The following is an 18117-nucleotide window of genomic DNA, read 5'->3' as shown; positions in this document are numbered from 1 at the left end:
CGGCGGCCCCCCGGGTCACTCTGTGCACACGGTCACACTTCGACTGCGTCATCCGCCCTCACGGCCGCCGCCGCGGTGCGGCCACTCTGCTGTCCTGCACGGCGGACCCCCCCGAGAGGCGACGATGACCGACCCCGTGAGCCGTACGATCCTGCTGCTGGACATCGAGAGGTTCAGCCACCGAGACGACGTGGAGCAGGCCTATCTGCGGCGCATGCTCTACGACATCACCGACCGCACCCTGGAACGCGCCGGCATCGACGAGACCCAGCGGTTGCGCGCCGACCGCGGGGACGCGGTCCTGGCACTCATCGATGCGAACGCCTCGGTCACGACGCTGCTGCGCGTCCTGCTCAAGGAGGTCCCGGCCGAGCTGCACGCCGTCAACCGCATGGCGTCCCGCTCGGCCCAGATCCGGCTGCGCGGTGTCGTCGCCACCGGCTATGTCGCCGTGGACGAACTCGACGGCTGGGTCGGCTCCGATCTGAACCACGCCTGCCGCCTGCTCGACGCCGGCCTGTTGCGCGACGCCCTGCGCGAGCGGTCCGACGACTTCGCGCTGTGCGTCTCGGACGCCCTGTACGCGGGCGTGGTGCGCCACGACCACCCGGGCATTCCCGCGGCCGAGTTCCGCCCGGTGACGGTGGGCAGCAAGAACGGCCCGCTGAAGGCCTGGCTGCACGGGCCGCTGCCCGCCGGCCTGGACCGGCAGGAGGACCGGCAGGAGGACCAGCAGCAGGACTGTCAGGAGGACCACCGTGACACGGGGGAGGGGGAGGTGCCGGGCGGTTCGGGGGACCGCCCGGCACCGCGCACGCCCGCTGCCCCCGCCGAGGACGGCCCGGCGCCGGCCGGATCAGGGGGAGCCCCGGCCCCGGGCCCGGTCATCAACGTCCACGGCGGCAGCTTCACCGGCGGGCTGATCGGCGGCAACCAGTTCGGCGGCATCAGCGGCGGCCACTTCACCGGCGACGTCGTCTTCGGCGAACCCGGCAAGGACGGCGGGCGCGGGCGGGGTGAGACCGCGTGAGCACACCCGAGGCGCAGGCCCCGCCCCGCCCGGCGGCCGCAGCGGGGAACGAGCCGGCCCCGGACGAGCCCAGACCGCCCGAAGGCGCCGCGGACGCGGGCGAGTCCGAGGAGCGGGACCAGCCGCAGACCGCCTGGTCGGCGCGGCGCGACCTGGTCGACCACAGCCCCCGCAGCATGAACGTCGGCGCCCGCGCCCGCTTCAGCGGCGGTCTGCTCGGCGGCGACCAGCACGGCGGCATCAGCGGCGGCCACTTCACCGGGGACGTCTTCCTGGGCGGCAGGACGGAGGTCTACCAGCTCGCCGCGTCCGGGGCCGCCGCCCCTCCCTCCGGCGAGGTGCCCGAGGCCACCCTGGAGGAGCTGGAGCGCGGTTTCGCGGCCGACGAACGGCTGATGGACCGCCTGCTGCGCCGGCTGCGCGACGACCGGGTCCTGGTGCTGTCCGGCGGCCGCTTCACCGGCCGGCGCACGGCCGCCCTGATGCTGCTGCGCCGCCTGGGTGCCCTGCCCGTGCGCACCCTGGTCAGCGACACCACCGCCGACAGCCTCGCCGAGCGGCTCGGCGGTGAGCGGGGCGAGCCGAAGGCCCGCGGCCATGTCCTGTGCGACCTCGCCCCGCGCCGCGACCGGCCGCTGCGCTGGACGCATCTGCTCGCCGCCCGCGAACGCCTCACCGAGCGGGACGCCTACCTCGTCGTCACCCTCGATCCCGGCGCCGCGCTGGACGACGTGACCGCCGAGGAGTGGCGCCCGCCGGCCGCGGCCGACGTGCTCGCGGCTCAGCTGAGCGCCCGCACCGACCAGGAGACGGCTGGGAAGATGCTCGGCCTGCCGCCGGTGACCGAATTCCTGCAGCGCAGTCACCAGCCGCGCGAGGCCGCCGCGTTCGCCCGGCTCCTCGCCCGGTACGCGACCGGAGAGGCCGCCGAGGACGCCGTAGGACAGTTCTCGCTGGTGTCCCTGGAGAACCAGGTCCAGGAGTGGTTCGAGGCGGAGGAGTCCGAACTCCACCTGCGGGACAAGGCCTTCCTCGTCGCGCTCGCCGCCTTCGACGGCGGACCCTACGCGCTCACCGCCGAACTGAGCGACCTGCTCTACCGGTTCCTCCAGGAGACCGAGAACCCGGCCCGCGTCCCCGAGGTCCCCGTCTTCGGCACGCACGTCGGCAAGCGGCTGCAACTGGCGCGGGCGCGCATCTACGGGGAGCCCGAGCACACCGAGTGGGGCCCGGTCGACCAGCAGAAGGCCGCGTTCCGCGACGAACGCGCCTCCCTGGTGCTGCTGCGCGAGGTGTGGACCGGCCACCCCTCCGCCCGGCCCGCGCTGGTCGCCTGGCTGCGCCGGCTCGCGGACGACGGCCGCCCGCTGGTGCGCACCCGGGCCGCCTCCACCGCGGCCGTCCTCGCCCGCACCGACCTGCCGTCCGCGATGGCGCTGGTCATCCAGCCGTGGGCGACCTCCAAGCGGTACCGGCAGCGGCTCGTGGCGGTCAACGCGCTCGCCCTGTCCCACCTGGTCGGCACACCCAACGTCCCGCGCATCCTGGACACCTGGTGCGAGGGCGACGACCCGAGGCTGCGCTGGGTGGCCGTAAGGGCCTACGGGTTGATCGGGGCGGAGCGACCGGAGCAGGCACTGGCCGCCCTGCGCGGGGCCGTACGGCGCCTGTACGCGGACACCCCGGACGACATCGACGGCGAACTGGCGCGGGAACTGGCCGAGTCCGTGGAGCTGTTGCTGCTGTCGGCGGCGAGCGACCGCGTCCTCGACGAGCTGCGCGAGCACCTGGCCGACGACCATGCCGTGCGGGACCTGGCGCTGAGCGGCTTCGTCGGGGCATGCCGGCACACCGAGGACGACGAGCGGTACGGCCTTCCTCTCGTCCTCGGCTGGTTCGCCCGCGCGGCCGCCGACGGCGGGCCCGCCGCGCAGGGCGTGCCGTTCCTGTGGCGGGCCGCGCTGGGCGATCCGCGCGCCACCCGGCAGGCCCTGCAGGTCCTGCGCACCTGGGTGCTCATCGCCGACCGGTCGACGGCCGTCGAGTGGGCCCTGGCCGCGCTGCTGCCCAGGCTCGTCACCACGGCCACCGAGCACGAGCGGCTGAACCACCTGCTGCGCACCATGCCGGGCGAGGACGGCACTCCCCCGCCCGAGGTCACCGACCGCCTGCTGACCGCGCTCCACACCGACCCACGTCCCACCCGCTGACCTACCCCTGGACGACACGCCATGCCCTCCTTCCGACCCGAGTGGCAGCAGCCCGCCGACCGGCACACCCAGCTGGTCGACCCGGTGCTCACCGTGCGGCAGCTGTCCCGCTTCGAGTTCAACTTCCGGTCCCTGGTCCGCATCGACCACGCACTCGTCTTCTCCACCCCCAAGGGCTCCTACGAGGCCTATCTGCCGCCGCAGCGGCCGACGCGCGCCGAGATCACGGCCAAGCGCTATTCCGCCGTCTACGAGGTGGACATGGGGGTCCATCCCTACACCACGACCCTCGCGCTGCCGAGCGACAACGACGCCTTCGAGTTCACCGCCGAGGTCGAGCTGTCCTGGCAGGTGCTGGACCCGGCCCGGTTCGTGGCGAGCGGCCACCGGGACGTGCCCGCCCTGGTGCTCGGCGAACTCCAGCAGGCCGCACGGCCGGTGTCCCGGGGCTTCCAGGTCGCGGACAGCGCGTCGGCCGAGCGGAAGCTGCTGGAGGCGGTGACCGTGCTGGGGCCGCTGGGCGCGACCGCGGGACTCCAGGTCACCTGGACCCTGCGGCTCAAGCGCGACCAGGCCGACATCGAGCACCAGCAGCGGCTGCGGGCCATCGACCACTCCGCCACCGAGCAGGTCCACGCGGCCCAGCGGGGCATGGAGGTCGACGTCGAGGTGGACCGCAGGCTGCGTCAGCAGGACGCCCTGCAGATCGAGCGGGCCGTCGCGTACGGCACCCAGCAGCACGAGCTGCTTCTGCGGCAGCAGCACTGGCAGCACGAGCAGGCCATGCTCGCCGGCGGGCAGCAGCACGAGCTCGCCCTGCAACAGGGCCGCCAGCAGATCGAGTTGCAGCAGATCGAGGCCCAGAAGATCGCGTTCTACCAGTACCACCTTCAGCAGGGCGGCGTGCACGCCTGGGCGCTCCACCTCGCCCAGCACCCCGAGGACTCCCAGCTGGTGATGTCCAGCATGCGCGAGGACCAACTGCGCATGATCCAGGCCCAGATGGACCTGGTGAAGCAGCTGCTGAGCGGCGACACGGCCGAGAGCTACGAGCTGGAGGGACCCAAGCAACTGGCTCTCCGCACGGTCAGCGACATCCTCAACCAGCGCCTCCCGGGAGTCCCGCAGAACCCGCCCCTGCTGCCGGGGGGCACCGGCTACGGCCCGCCGGTGCCCGACGGATCCGGCTACGGCCCACCGGCACAGCCGACGCCGGCCCCGCAGCCGGGGGCGCCGGGGGGAACACCACCGCCGCCGGCCCCCGAGGGGCAGCCCTCCGGCCCTCCCCCGTCTCCGGCACCTACGGCTCCCCCGGCGCCGCCGGCAGCTCCGACGGGCCCCTTCAGCCCGCCGGCGCCGCCGGCAGCGGCTCAGGCAGCGCCTTTCGGTCCGCCGGCCACGGGCGCGCCCCCCTTCCTGCCGCCGCCGGGAATGCCGGGGCCGTACGGCACCCCCGCCGCTCCGCCCCCGCCGCCCCAGCCCGCCTACGCCCCGCCGCCCCCGGCCTGGCAGCCGCCGCCCGGGTACGGCACGACGCCGACGGTGCCGGATGCGCGCGCCACGGCGGAACCGGACGACATCAAGGCGCCGGTCGCACCCGGCGACGAGGACGGCGACGGGAGCGCTCCATGACGGCCACGGCCCCGGATCCCCCCGGCGCACCGGGCGCCCCGGACGTCCCCGCCGCTGCCGCGCGGCTGTGCGAGCGGCTGCTCGCCGAGACACGGCACGAGATCGCCCACGCCGACAACAAGGCCTCCGTCCTGGTCGCCGCGCTCGGGATGACCGCCGGTGTGTTCAGCGGTCTGGTCGCCGGACGCAACTGGACCCCGTCCACCCTCTCCGCGCTTGGCACGGTCGTGTGGTGGGCGGGGGCCCTGTCGCTCCTGCTCTCGCTGTTCGCCCTGCTGCTCGCGGTACTGCCCCGCTACCAGCTGGGCACCTGGACGCCCGGGGAACCGCTGTCGTACTTCGGTGACATCCAACAGGCCGTCCGGCAGGGCCGGTTGGACACCGCTCTCGCCGACACCGAGCACCACCCCACGGCCGGGCTGGCCCGTGCCCTGACCGAGAACAGCCGGATCGCCACACGCAAGCACCAGTGGATCCGCACCGGGCTCATCGCCTTCTGCGCCGGCACGGTCCTGCTGCCCGCATCCCTGCTGATCGGCTGATCCGCCCGTCCGCAGCCGTCCCCACCCGCACGTGAAGGAACGAACGACCGCCATGACCCAGCCCACGCCCCCGGACCGACCCGAGCCCCCCGCCCGCCCCCACTCCGAGCCGGCCCCGCCGTACCCGCACACGGCGCCGCCCTACCCGCAGCCCACCGCTCCCCAGCAGCCCAGCGCTCCCGCGTACCCCCAGGCGGCACCGCAGTACCCGCAAGCGGCACCCGAATACCCGCAGGCAGCGCCCCAGTATCCGCAGGCAGCGCCTCAGTACCCCCAGGCGGCACCGCCCCAGCACTCACCAGCGGCGCCCTCGTACCCGCAGGCGGCGCCCGTGCCGCCGCAGTACCCGGCGGCGCCCGCGCCGGCGCCCGTGCCCCCGGCCCCCGCCCAGCACCCGCACCACATCGACACCGACCGGGGGCGGGTCTTCCTCTCCGCCGACCAGCGGCGGACGGACGCCACGGCCGTGGGGAACCTGCTGCTGCACGTGCCCAACTTCCTGTGCAGCCTCTTCGTCGTCGCCCTGGTCTCGCTGTTCTTCGGCGGCCTGGGCATCGTCGTCATACTCGCCTGGGTCGCCAGCGGCGCACTCGTGTTCCACCGGCCCACGGAAAGCGCCCTCGCGCGCCATGTGCTCCGTCTGCGCTACCCCACTCCACAAGAACGAGCCAAACTCGAACCGGTCTGGCGGGAGGTCACGGCCCGCGCCGGCATCGAAGGGCGTAACTACGAGCTGTGGGTGGAGGACAGCGACGCCCTGAACGCGGTCGCGGCGGCGGGACACATCGTCGGCGTCACCCGCTTCGCCATGAACGAGCTGCCCAACGGCGAACTGGCCGCCGTCATGGCGCACGAGCTGGGCCACCACGTCGGCGGCCACGCCTGGTCCTCGCTGCTCGGCTACTGGTACGCCCTGCCCGGCCGGGTGGCCTGGCGGGTGCTGAAGGCGTCCTTCGGCTTCATGTTCAAGGTGTCGCGTGCCTTCGGCTGCCTCGGCTTCGGCTTTCTGGTGCTGCTCGTCGGCGGGATCGCCCTGGCCACGATCTCCACGTTCTTCGGCCTGCCGCTGTTGATCCTGGCGGTGCCGTACGCGCTGGCCGCCGTGGGCCGCCGTGCCGAGCTGCGGGCCGACGAGCACGCCGCCGTGCTCGGCTTCGCCCCCATGCTGGCGGCCGTACTCGACAAGCTGCACCGGCAGGAGCAGTGGCAGCAGGCCCAGCTGGCCGCTCAGAACGGCGGGCGGCCCGTCGAGGAGAGCGCGCTGGCCCGGCTGCTGTCGTCCCATCCGGACCACTACACCCGGCTGCACCACCTGCAGCCGTATCTGCAGCCTCAGGGGCAGCAGCAGGGGCAGTAGCAGCGGCCGGCCGCACGGCCGGTGAACACGCCGAAGGGCGGCCACCCCGAGGGGTGACCGCCCTTCATGCTGCTCGCTTACTGGTTGTACGGACCGTAGTCGTAGTCCTCCAGCGGAACGGCCTGGCCGGAGCCGGTGCCGAACGGCGAGTAGTCGATGTCGTCGTAGCCGACGGCCGAGTACATCGCGGCCTTGGCCTCCTCGGTCGGCTCGACCCGGATGTTGCGGTAGCGGGACAGGCCCGTACCGGCCGGGATGAGCTTACCGATGATGACGTTCTCCTTGAGGCCGATGAGGCTGTCGGACTTGGCGTTGATCGCCGCGTCCGTCAGGACTCGGGTCGTCTCCTGGAAGGAGGCGGCCGACAGCCAGGACTCCGTCGCCAGCGAGGCCTTGGTGATACCCATCAGCTGCGGACGACCGGAGGCCGGGTGACCGCCCTCCTGGACCACACGACGGTTCTCGGTCTCGAACTTCGAGCGCTCGACCAGCTCGCCGGGCAGCAGCTCGGCGTCGCCGGACTCGATGATCGTCACGCGGCGGAGCATCTGCCGGATGATGATCTCGATGTGCTTGTCGTGGATCGACACACCCTGCGAGTTGTAGACCTTCTGGACCTCGCCGACCAGGTGGACCTGGACGGCACGCTGGCCCAGGATGCGCAGCACGTCGTGCGGGTTGGTGGCACCCACGGTGAGCTGCTGGCCCACCTCGACGTGCTCGCCCTCGCTGACCAGGACCTTGGCACGCTTGGAGATCGGGTACGCCGTCTCGTCGCTGCCGTCGTCCGGGGTGACGACGAGCTTCTTGGTCTTCTCGGTCTCCTCGATCCGCACGCGGCCGGAGGCCTCGGAGATCGGGGCGACACCCTTCGGGGTACGGGCCTCGAAGAGCTCGACGACACGCGGCAGACCCTGGGTGATGTCGTCACCGGCCACACCACCGGTGTGGAAGGTACGCATCGTCAGCTGGGTACCGGGCTCACCGATGGACTGGGCGGCGATGATGCCGACCGCCTCACCGATGTCGACCAGCTTGCCGGTGGCGAGCGAACGGCCGTAGCACATCGCGCAGGTGCCGACGGCGGACTCGCAGGTCAGGACCGAGCGGGTCTTGACCTCCTCGACGCCGTGCTTGACCAGCTCGTCGATGAGCACGTCACCGAGGTCGGTACCGGCCGGGGCCAGCACCTTGCCGTCGACGACGATGTCCTCGGCGAGGCAGCGCGCGTACACGGACGTCTCGACGTCGTCCGCCTTACGCAGCACGCCGTCCGCACCGCGCTCCGCGATGTGGAGCTTGAGGCCACGCTCAGTGCCGCAGTCCTCCTCGCGGATGATGACGTCCTGCGAGACGTCGACCAGACGACGGGTGAGGTAACCCGAGTCGGCGGTACGAAGGGCGGTGTCCGCCAGACCCTTACGGGCACCGTGCGTGGAGATGAAGTACTCCAGCACGGACAGACCCTCACGGAACGACGCCTTGATGGGCCGCGGGATCGTCTCGTTCTTCGCGTTCGACACCAGACCACGCATACCGGCGATCTGACGCATCTGCATCATGTTGCCTCGTGCACCCGAGTTCACCATCATGAAGATCGGGTTGGTCTTCGGGAAGTTCTCGTTCATCGCCTCGGCGACCTCGTTGGTCGCCTTGGTCCAGATCGCGATGAGCTCCTGCGTGCGCTCGTCCTTGGTGATCAGACCGCGCTCGTACTGCTTCTGGACCTTCTCGTCCTGCGCCTCGTAGCCCTTGACGATCTCCTTCTTCGCCTCGGGAACGACGACGTCGGAGATGGCGACGGTGACGCCGGAACGGGTGGCCCAGTAGAAGCCGGACGCCTTCAGGTTGTCGAGCGTCGCCGCCACGATGACCTTCGGGTAGCGCTCGGCGAGGTCGTTGACGATCTCGGAGAGCTGCTTCTTGCCGACCTCGTAGTCGACGAACGGGTAGTCCTCGGGCAGCAGCTCGTTGAAGAGCGCGCGGCCCAGGGTCGTGTTCAGACGGAACGAGTCACCCTGCTGCCACTCCGGCTCGCCCTCCTCGCGGGCCGGCGGGGTCCAGCCGCGCGGCGGGATGGTGCCCACCGGGAAGCGGATGTCCACGCGCGACTGCAGCGAGAGCTCGCCGGCGTCGAACGCCATGATCGCCTCGGCCACGGACGCGAACGAGCGGCCCTCGCCCTTGACGTCACGCATCTCGCCGTCGGTGGTGAGGAAGAACAGACCGAGGACCATGTCCTGGGTCGGCATCGTCACCGGACGGCCGTCGGCCGGCTTGAGGATGTTGTTCGAGGACAGCATCAGGATGCGGGCCTCGGCCTGCGCCTCCGCGGACAGCGGCAGGTGCACGGCCATCTGGTCACCGTCGAAGTCCGCGTTGAACGCGGTGCAGACGAGCGGGTGGATCTGGATGGCCTTGCCCTCGACCAGCTGCGGCTCGAAGGCCTGGATGCCGAGGCGGTGCAGGGTGGGAGCACGGTTCAGCAGGACCGGGTGCTCGGCGATGACCTCTTCGAGGACGTCGTACACGACCGTGCGGCCGCGCTCCACCATGCGCTTGGCGCTCTTGATGTTCTGCGCGTGGTTCAGGTCGACCAGGCGCTTCATCACGAACGGCTTGAACAGCTCCAGCGCCATCGCCTTCGGCAGACCGCACTGGTGCAGCTTCAGCTGCGGACCGACGACGATCACGGAACGCGCCGAGTAGTCGACACGCTTGCCGAGCAGGTTCTGACGGAAACGGCCCTGCTTACCCTTCAGCATGTCGCTGAGGGACTTCAGCGGGCGGTTGCCGGGACCGGTCACCGGACGGCCGCGACGGCCGTTGTCGAAGAGGGCGTCAACGGCCTCCTGAAGCATGCGCTTCTCGTTGTTGACGATGATCTCCGGGGCACCGAGGTCCAGGAGCCTCTTCAGACGGTTGTTGCGGTTGATGACACGGCGGTACAGGTCGTTCAGGTCGGAGGTCGCGAAGCGGCCACCGTCCAGCTGCACCATCGGACGCAGGTCCGGCGGGATGACCGGGACGCAGTCCAGGACCATGCCCTTGGGGCTGTTGGACGTCTGCAGGAACGCGGAGACGACCTTCAGGCGCTTGAGGGCACGGGTCTTCTTCTGGCCCTTGCCGGTGCGGATGATCTCGCGGAGCCGCTCGGCCTCCTCCTCCAGGTCGAAGGACTCCAGGCGCTTCTGCAGCGCCGCGGCACCCATCGAGCCGTCGAAGTACGTGCCGAAGCGGTCACGCAGCTCGCGGTAGAGCAGCTCGTCGCCCTCGAGGTCCTGGACCTTGAGGTTCTTGAACCGGTTCCACACCTCGTCGAGGCGGTCGATCTCGCGCTGCGCGCGGTCGCGCAGCTGCTTCATCTCGCGCTCGGCACCCTCGCGCACCTTGCGGCGCACGTCGGCCTTGGCGCCCTCGGCCTCCAGCTCGGCCAGGTCGGCCTCGAGCTTCTTGGCGCGGGCCTCCAGGTCGGCGTCGCGGCGGTTCTCGATCTGCTGGCGCTCGACCGAGACATGCGCCTCCAGGGAGGGCAGGTCGCGGGTACGGCGCTCCTCGTCGACGTACGTGATCATGTACGCGGCGAAGTAGATGACCTTCTCGAGGTCCTTCGGCGCCAGGTCCAGCAGGTAGCCGAGGCGCGAGGGGACACCCTTGAAGTACCAGATGTGCGTGACGGGCGCGGCCAGCTCGATGTGGCCCATCCGCTCACGGCGCACCTTGGCGCGCGTGACCTCGACGCCACAGCGCTCGCAGATGATGCCCTTGAAGCGGACGCGCTTGTACTTGCCGCAGTAGCACTCCCAGTCCCGGGTGGGGCCGAAGATCTTCTCGCAGAAGAGTCCGTCCTTCTCGGGCTTGAGGGTGCGGTAGTTGATGGTCTCGGGCTTCTTGACCTCGCCGTGGCTCCACTGACGGATGTCGTCAGCGGTGGCCAGGCCGATCCGGAGCTCGTCGAAGAAGTTGACGTCGAGCACTATGCGTCAATCCCTCTCAGGGTCGTAAGTCTGTGGTCTGAAACGGGGGCCTGGGGGTCGGCGGGGCCCTTAAGGGTGAGGGCCCCGCCGGACTCCCGTCAGACCTCTTCGACGCTGCTCGGCTCGCGCCGGGACAGGTCGATGCCGAGCTCCTCCGCAGCGCGGAAGACATCCTCGTCGGTGTCACGCATCTCGATGGACATACCGTCGCTGGACAGCACCTCCACGTTCAGGCAGAGCGACTGCATCTCCTTGATGAGGACCTTGAAGGACTCGGGGATGCCGGGCTCGGGGATGTTCTCGCCCTTGACGATGGCCTCGTAGACCTTCACGCGGCCGGTGACGTCGTCGGACTTGATGGTCAGCAGCTCCTGGAGGGCGTACGCGGCGCCGTAGGCCTCGAGGGCCCACACCTCCATCTCGCCGAACCGCTGGCCACCGAACTGGGCCTTACCACCCAGCGGCTGCTGGGTGATCATCGAGTACGGACCGGTCGAGCGGGCGTGCAGCTTGTCGTCGACCAGGTGGTGCAGCTTCAGGATGTACATGTAGCCGACCGAGATCGGGTCCGGGAACGGCTCACCGGAGCGGCCGTCGAACAGCCGCGCCTTGCCGGACGGGAGCACCATGCGCTCGCCGTCGCGGTTCGGGATGGTGTGCTGCAGCAGACCCGCCAGCTCGTCCTCGCGGGCACCGTCGAAGACCGGGGTGGCGACGTTGGTGCGCGGGGCAACCTGGTCGGCGCCGATGGCCTGCAGGCGCTGGGCCCACTCGTCCGCGAGGCCGGAGACGTCCCAGCCGCGGCTGGCGAGCCAGCCGAGGTGGATCTCCAGGACCTGTCCCGGGTTCATTCGGGACGGCACACCCAGCGGGTTGAGGATGATGTCGACCGGAGTTCCGTCCTCGAGGAACGGCATGTCCTCGATGGGCAGGATCTTGGAGATGACACCCTTGTTGCCGTGACGGCCGGCGAGCTTGTCACCGTCGGTGATCTTGCGCTTCTGCGCGACGTAGACGCGGACCAGCTGGTTCACGCCCGGCGGCAGCTCGTCGCCCTCCTCGCGGTCGAAGACGCGCACGCCGATGACCTTGCCGGTCTCGCCGTGCGGCACCTTCAGCGAGGTGTCACGGACCTCACGGGCCTTCTCACCGAAGATCGCGCGGAGCAGGCGCTCCTCGGGGGTCAGCTCGGTCTCACCCTTCGGGGTGACCTTGCCGACGAGGATGTCACCGGCGATGACCTCGGCACCGATGCGGATGATGCCGCGCTCGTCGAGGTCGGCGAGGACCTCCTCGGAGACGTTCGGGATGTCCCGGGTGATCTCCTCGGGGCCGAGCTTGGTGTCACGGGCGTCGACCTCGTGCTCCTCGATGTGGATCGAGGAGAGGACGTCGTCCTGCACGAGGCGCTGCGACAGGATGATCGCGTCCTCGTAGTTGTGACCCTCCCACGGCATGAACGCCACGAGCAGGTTCTTGCCGAGGGCCATCTCGCCGTTCTGGGTGGCCGGGCCGTCGGCCAGGACCTGGCCGGTGACGACGCGGTCGCCCTCGTTGACGATGACCTTCTGGTTGACCGAGGTGCCCTGGTTGGACCGGGAGAACTTGGCCAGGCGGTACGTGATGTACGTGCCGTCGTCGTTGGCGGTGGTGATGTAGTCCGCGGAGACCTCCTGGACCACACCGTCCTTCTCGGCCTTGACCACGTCGCCGGCGTCGACCGCGGAGCGGTACTCCATGCCGGTGCCGACGAGCGGCGCCTCGGACTTAATCAGCGGCACGGCCTGACGCATCATGTTCGCGCCCATGAGGGCACGGTTGGCGTCGTCGTGCTCGAGGAAGGGGATCATGGCGGTCGCGACCGACACCATCTGGCGCGGCGAGACGTCCATGTAGTCCACGTCCTCGGGGGCGACGTAGTCGACCTCGCCGCCACGGCGGCGGACCAGCACGCGGGCCTCGGCGAAGCGGAGCTCGTCGGTCAGCGGCGCGTTGGCCTGCGCGATGACGAAGCGGTCCTCCTCGTCGGCGGTCAGGTAGTCCACCTCGTCGGTGACCACACCCTGCTCGTCGACCTTGCGGTACGGGGTCTCGATGAAACCGAACGCGTTGACCCGGCCGTAGGAGGCGAGCGAGCCGATCAGACCGATGTTCGGGCCTTCCGGCGTCTCGATCGGGCACATGCGGCCGTAGTGCGAGGGGTGCACGTCACGGACCTCGAAGCCGGCCCGCTCACGGGAGAGACCACCCGGGCCGAGGGCGTTCAGACGACGCTTGTGCGTCAGCCCCGACAGCGGGTTGTTCTGGTCCATGAACTGGGACAGCTGCGAGGTGCCGAAGAACTCCTTGATCGACGCCACGACCGGGCGGATGTTGATCAGGGTCTGCGGCGTGATCGCCTCGACGTCCTGGGTGGTCATGCGCTCGCGCACGACGCGCTCCATACGGGCGAGACCCGTACGGACCTGGTTCTGGATCAGCTCGCCGACGCTGCGGATACGACGGTTGCCGAAGTGGTCGATGTCGTCGGTCTCGACCATGATCGAGCGGCCGGACTCGCCGGTCGTCTCGGTCTCGCCGGCGTGCAGCTTCACCAGGTACTTGATGGTGGCGATGATGTCGTCGGTGGTGAGCACACCGGCGTCCAGCGGCTCGTCCGCACCGAGCTTCTTGTTGACCTTGTAGCGGCCGACCTTGGCGAGGTCGTAGCGCTTGGGGTTGAAGTAGAGGTTCTCCAGCAGCGTCTGCGCGGCCTCACGCGTGGGGGGCTCGCCCGGACGCAGCTTGCGGTAGATGTCGAGCAGCGCGTCGTCCTGGCCCTGGGTGTGGTCCTTCTCCAGGGTGGCGCGCATGGACTCGTACTCGCCGAACTCCTCGAGGATCTGCTCGGTCGTCCAGCCGAGCGCCTTCAGCAGCACGGTGACCGACTGCTTGCGCTTGCGGTCGATACGCACACCGACCATGTCGCGCTTGTCGATCTCCATCTCCAGCCAGGCACCCCGGGACGGGATGATCTTGGCGGAGAAGATGTCCTTGTCGGACGTCTTGTCGATGGTGGAGTCGAAGTAGACACCGGGGGAACGGACCAGCTGGGACACCACGACACGCTCGGTGCCGTTGATGACGAAGGTGCCCTTGTTCGTCATGAGCGGGAAATCGCCCATGAAGACCGTCTGGGACTTGATCTCACCGGTCTCGTTGTTGGTGAACTCCGCGGTGACGAAGAGCGGGGCGGCGTACGTGAAGTCGCGCTCCTTGCACTCGTCGATGGAGTTCTTCGGCGGCTCGAAGCGGTGGTCCCGGAACGTCAGGGACATCGACCCGGAGAAGTCCTCGATGGGGGAGATCTCCTCGAAGATCTCCTCCAGACCGGACTTGGTGGGGACGTCCTGACCGTTCTCCAGAGCCTCCTCGACCCGACTCTGCCAGGCGGTGTTGCCGAGCAGCCAGTCGAAGCTCTCGGTCTGCAGCGCGAGCAGGTTCGGAACCTCGAGAGGCTCCTTGATCTTTGCAAAGGAGATGCGCAGCGGGGCGGTGCTGGCGCCGTTGTTCATATTCGCGGTCGAGGCATTGCGCGAGGCGGCCAAGAGGGGGTCCTTCCGAGGGCTCGGACTCACTACGCGCGTACCGGCCCCTCACCCGTACACAGAGACAGAAACCCCAGGTCAAGGGAGCTTTTGTCGTCAGTGCTCGAGTGAGGGCAGACCCCTGGTGACGGGCAGGGGACAGCTAACAGGCAGCGCAAAGGGTCAGTGTAGCCACTTGGCACACTGATGTCCAGTGCGGGTTTGTCGAGACCCTCGCTGTGCTCACCACTCTTGTCAACGCCCTCGGCATGCTGCCCTCAACGCACGTTGATACTGCCCTCTTCGCCGTCGATCCATGCCTCGGATTCGGATCCTTGTGACGACGCGTCCTGAGAATTGCGCGCTGCGTGCGGTTCGTCAAGGGCTCCCTTGCGGGAACCGGGGATCCGGAGACACGGCGAAGATCACCTTACCCCTCACGAACACAGGTGCAAGGCAGCCCAGGCCGGGCTCCGGGGAACGCCGAAGGGCGACCACCCGGATGGATGATCGCCCTTCGGTGCGTTCGCGTTACAGCCCTACGGGACTGATTTCAGCGCGCGGCCGGGTCCTGCGGTGCGTGCGGGACCCGGAAGGTGTTACTTGACCTCGACGGAGGCGCCGGCGGCCTTGAGGGACTCGGCGGCCTTGTCGGCGGCTTCCTTGTTGACCTTCTCGAGGACCGGCTTCGGGGTGCCGTCGACGAGGTCCTTGGCCTCCTTCAGACCCAGGGAGGTCAGCTCACGCACGACCTTGATGACCTGGATCTTCTTGTCGCCGGCGCCGGTGAGGATGACGTCGAACTCGTCCTTCTCCTCCTCGGCCTCGGCCGGGGCGGCCGGACCGGCCGGACCGGCAACGGCGACCGCGGCGGCGGCGGTGACGTCGAACTTCTCCTCGAAGGCCTTCACGAACTCGGAGAGCTCGATGAGGGTCATCTCCTCGAACTGCGCGAGCAGGTCTTCCTGGCTGAGCTTCGCCATGATGGGCGATCCTTCCACTCAAATCGGCAGGTGCCGGATGTACTGGATGTGGCGGGCGTACGTCGGCCCGCTGCGACCCGTGCCGTCGGCGCGGGTCAGAAAGCGAGCCGAATTACTCGGCACCGCCCTGCTCGGCCTGCTTGGCGCGCAGCGCGTCCACGGTACGGACGAGCTTCGACGGCAGCGCCTGGAAGAGCTGAGCAGCCTGGGACTGCTTGCCCTTGAAGGCACCGGCCAGCTTGCTGAGCAGAACCTCGCGGGACTCGAGGTCCGCAAGCTTCTTGATCTCGTCGGCGGAGAGGGCCTTGCCCTCGAGGACACCGCCCTTGATGACGAGATTGGGGTTGTCCTTGGCGAAGTCACGCAGACCCTTCGCCGACTCCACCGGGTCACCGGTGACGAAGGCGACGGCCGTCGGGCCAGCGAAGAGCTGGTCCTCCAGCGTGATCCCGGCCTCCTTGGCCGCAATCTTGGTCAGCGTGTTCTTCACCACGGCGTACTGGGCGTTCTCACCGAGCGACCGGCGCAGCGTCTTGAGCTGCGCCACGGTGAGACCGCGGTACTCGGTCAGCACGGCGGCGTTGGAGCTGCGGAACTTGTCCGTCAGCTCCGCAACCGCGGCAGCCTTGTCGGGCCTCGCCATAGAGCCTCGGCCTCCTTCCGGGTGATTCGGACCGCGCGGACCCGAAGGAGGACTGGGAAAAACGAAACGCCCCGGCGCAGGCGCACGGGGCGGACTCGACCGGCCGCACACGCGCTCAGCGCGCGCACTCCGGGAGTTCTTCCACTGTCACCTGCGCGGGTCGCCCACTTTTCAGCGGATCCTTCGGCCACCGCACCCTCGTTCGAGCGTGCGACAACGACCAGCGGTCTTTGGCTTCCGTGGAAGAGTACGGGACGGCCCCCCGCCCAGGCAAATCGGGTCAGGACGTCGTCATGCTCGTGCCGCTGCCCGTCGCGGTGCCGTTGGGCAGGCCGCTGGACTTCATGAGCTTGGCGAAGTCCAGCGTGTCGGAGGCCGGCGGGGCCTCGGTGGTGACCGGGACGCCGTAGTCGCTGTAGTAGGCGGTGTTGACCATCTCGCCCTTGGCCGTGGCGCCCTTCTCGATCTTCTTCACGAGCAGGTTCTGGTCGTTGAGCCAGATGTCGACGGTCTCGGTGGTGATGCCCGCCTGGTCGAGCTGCTTCTTCAGGGCGGCCAGCTGGTCCGCGCTGATGTTGCTGTTCCTGCCCGCGAGGTCGGCGACGTTCACCGTGCCCGAGTAGTGCCGGGTGTGTACGCCGGAGACCGTCTCCTCGCCCACCTTCTTGACATCACCGGAGGCCAGCAGCAGCTTCACGGACTGGTTCGGCGTGGCGGTGCGGACCTGGTCCTTCAGGTACGCCCCGGAGGCACCGCTGACCTGGGCGAGGAGGTCGTACGAGTACTTGATCCAGTGCTTGCCGCCCAGGCGCTCGGCGGACGCGCCGCCCAGGTTCGCGTAGTAGGCGTCCGGCAGGTAGCGGGCCTGCAGCGACGGCGCCGCACCGACCTTGTGCATGGCCTCGGCGATCTTGCCGCCGGTGTAGGTGATGGTGAGGCTGCCGGTGAGGCCGTTGCCCCAGCGCATGGTGCCGTTTCCCGACATCGACATCACGTCGCCGACGACCATGGTGGAGCGCACCTTCGCCGAGTCCGCCTTGTCGGTGGACTGCTCGGCGGTGCGCAGCACGGCCGCGATGGGGCTGATGTGGATCGTCTCGCCGCCGGCGGCCTTGTCCCCCTTGCCGGAGCCTGAGGAGGAGCCGCAGGCTGCCACGGAGGTCAGCGCGGCGACCACCGCTACGGAAAGGGCCGTGCGGCGAACGGTCGTGCTCTTCATCTGGTCCCACCCCTGTTGCGAGTCGTTGTGCCCGGCACGGTAGTCCAGGGCACTGACAGTCATTCGAAAGGCCGTACAAAGTAAGGCCGTACGAAGAAAGGACGGACCCCGCACCTCGAAGGTTGCAGGGCCCGCCCTTGCTCACGCGTACCTGACGCGGCTACCGGGGTGAGCGGACGGCTCAGACGGCGGCCGGGTCCTCCTCGACGAGGAGGTTGCGGGTGCGGTTGGGGTCGACCGGAATGCCGGGGCCCATCGTGGTGGTGATGGCGGCCTTCTTGAGGTAGCGACCCTTGGCGGCGGACGGCTTCAGACGGAGGATCTCCTCCAGCGCCGCGCCGTAGTTCTCCACCAGCTTGGCGTCGTCGAAGGACGCCTTGCCGATGATGAAGTGCAGGTTCGAGTGCTTGTCGACGCGGAACTCGATCTTGCCGCCCTTGATGTCGGTGACGGCCTTGGCGACGTCGGGGGTGACGGTGCCGGTCTTCGGGTTCGGCATCAGACCACGCGGGCCGAGGACGCGGCCGAGGCGGCCGACCTTGCCCATGAGGTCCGGGGTGGCGACGACGGCGTCGAAGTCCAGGCGGCCCTTCGAGACCTCGTCGATCAGCTCGTCGGCACCGACGATGTCGGCGCCCGCGGCACGCGCGGCCTCGGCACGGTCACCGGTCGCGAAGACCAGGACCCGGGCGGTCTTACCGGTGCCGTGCGGAAGGTTCACGGTGCCACGGACCATCTGGTCGGCCTTGCGCGGGTCGACACCCAGACGGAAGGCGACCTCGACGGTGGCGTCGAACTTGGTCGTGGAGGTCTCCTTGGCGAGACGGACGGCCTCGAGCGGGGCGTACAGCTTCTCCCGGTCGACCTTGGCGTCCGCAGCGCGGAGAGCCTTGCTGCGCTTGCTCACAACTTGCTCCTGTGTGTTCTGAAAGGAGTCGTGGTCCCTGGGCCGAGCAGG

11 protein-coding genes are annotated in these 18117 nt (G+C 69.6%); 5 read left to right on the top strand and 6 right to left on the bottom strand.

The features are described 5' to 3' along the window. The first annotated feature begins 124 nt into the window (after window positions 1-124). The 5 genes from ACWDEN_RS36535 to ACWDEN_RS36515 are packed head-to-tail and all read left to right on the top strand — an operon-like array spanning window position 125 to window position 6771. Entirely contained in the window at window positions 125-1030 is a 906-nt protein-coding gene (locus ACWDEN_RS36535) for a hypothetical protein (protein ID WP_450862217.1), read from the top strand. After that, window positions 1027-3240 (top strand): hypothetical protein, encoded by a 2214-nt coding sequence (locus ACWDEN_RS36530; protein WP_351620446.1) that lies wholly within the window; start codon window positions 1027-1029, stop codon window positions 3238-3240. The genes ACWDEN_RS36535 and ACWDEN_RS36530 overlap by 4 nt, the downstream gene beginning before the upstream one ends. Window positions 3241-3261: 21 nt before the next feature. Continuing rightward, window positions 3262-4872 (top strand): hypothetical protein, encoded by a 1611-nt coding sequence (locus ACWDEN_RS36525; RefSeq protein WP_351620443.1) that lies wholly within the window; start codon window positions 3262-3264, stop codon window positions 4870-4872. Continuing rightward, window positions 4869-5414 carry a Pycsar system effector family protein gene (locus tag ACWDEN_RS36520; RefSeq protein WP_351620440.1) on the top strand — a complete coding sequence of 182 codons (546 nt, stop codon included), beginning with the start codon at window positions 4869-4871 and terminating at the stop codon, window positions 5412-5414. Before ACWDEN_RS36525 ends, ACWDEN_RS36520 begins: the two co-directional genes overlap by 4 nt. 52 nt (window positions 5415-5466) lie before the next feature. Continuing rightward, complete coding sequence (locus ACWDEN_RS36515; protein WP_351620437.1) at window positions 5467-6771, top strand: M48 family metalloprotease; 1305 nt, start codon at window positions 5467-5469, stop codon at window positions 6769-6771. 77 nt (window positions 6772-6848) lie between these two features. Here ACWDEN_RS36515 and ACWDEN_RS36510 read toward each other — a convergent pair whose 3' ends face one another. From ACWDEN_RS36510 to rplA, 6 genes are all read right to left on the bottom strand, one after another. Further along, window positions 6849-10748 (bottom strand): DNA-directed RNA polymerase subunit beta', encoded by a 3900-nt coding sequence (locus ACWDEN_RS36510; RefSeq protein ID WP_351620434.1) that lies wholly within the window; start codon window positions 10746-10748, stop codon window positions 6849-6851. A 98-nt stretch (window positions 10749-10846) separates the two neighbouring features. Then, on the bottom strand, window positions 10847-14335 hold the full coding sequence (gene rpoB / locus ACWDEN_RS36505) for a DNA-directed RNA polymerase subunit beta (RefSeq protein ID WP_351620431.1): 3489 nt from the start codon (window positions 14333-14335) through the stop codon (window positions 10847-10849). Window positions 14336-14913: 578 nt separating this feature from the next. Next, window positions 14914-15297 carry a 50S ribosomal protein L7/L12 gene (rplL, locus tag ACWDEN_RS36500; RefSeq protein WP_351620428.1) on the bottom strand — a complete coding sequence of 128 codons (384 nt, stop codon included), beginning with the start codon at window positions 15295-15297 and terminating at the stop codon, window positions 14914-14916. Window positions 15298-15409: 112 nt separating this feature from the next. Next, window positions 15410-15940, bottom strand: coding sequence for a 50S ribosomal protein L10 (gene rplJ / locus ACWDEN_RS36495; protein ID WP_069779227.1), 531 nt, complete (start codon window positions 15938-15940; stop codon window positions 15410-15412). A gap of 280 nt (window positions 15941-16220) precedes the next feature. Then, on the bottom strand, window positions 16221-17159 hold the full coding sequence (locus tag ACWDEN_RS36490) for a hypothetical protein (protein WP_351620448.1): 939 nt from the start codon (window positions 17157-17159) through the stop codon (window positions 16221-16223). Between the two features lie 181 nt (window positions 17160-17340). Further along, window positions 17341-18066, bottom strand: a complete 726-nt coding sequence (gene rplA / locus ACWDEN_RS36485; protein ID WP_055706206.1) for a 50S ribosomal protein L1 — start codon at window positions 18064-18066, stop codon at window positions 17341-17343. Window positions 18067-18117: the final 51 nt, after the last annotated feature.

It is taken from the genome of Streptomyces sp. NPDC001153 (assembly GCF_053598315.1).
The sequence above is the reverse complement of the archived record's forward strand: the minus strand, read 5'-3'. Positions and strand labels throughout refer to the sequence as shown.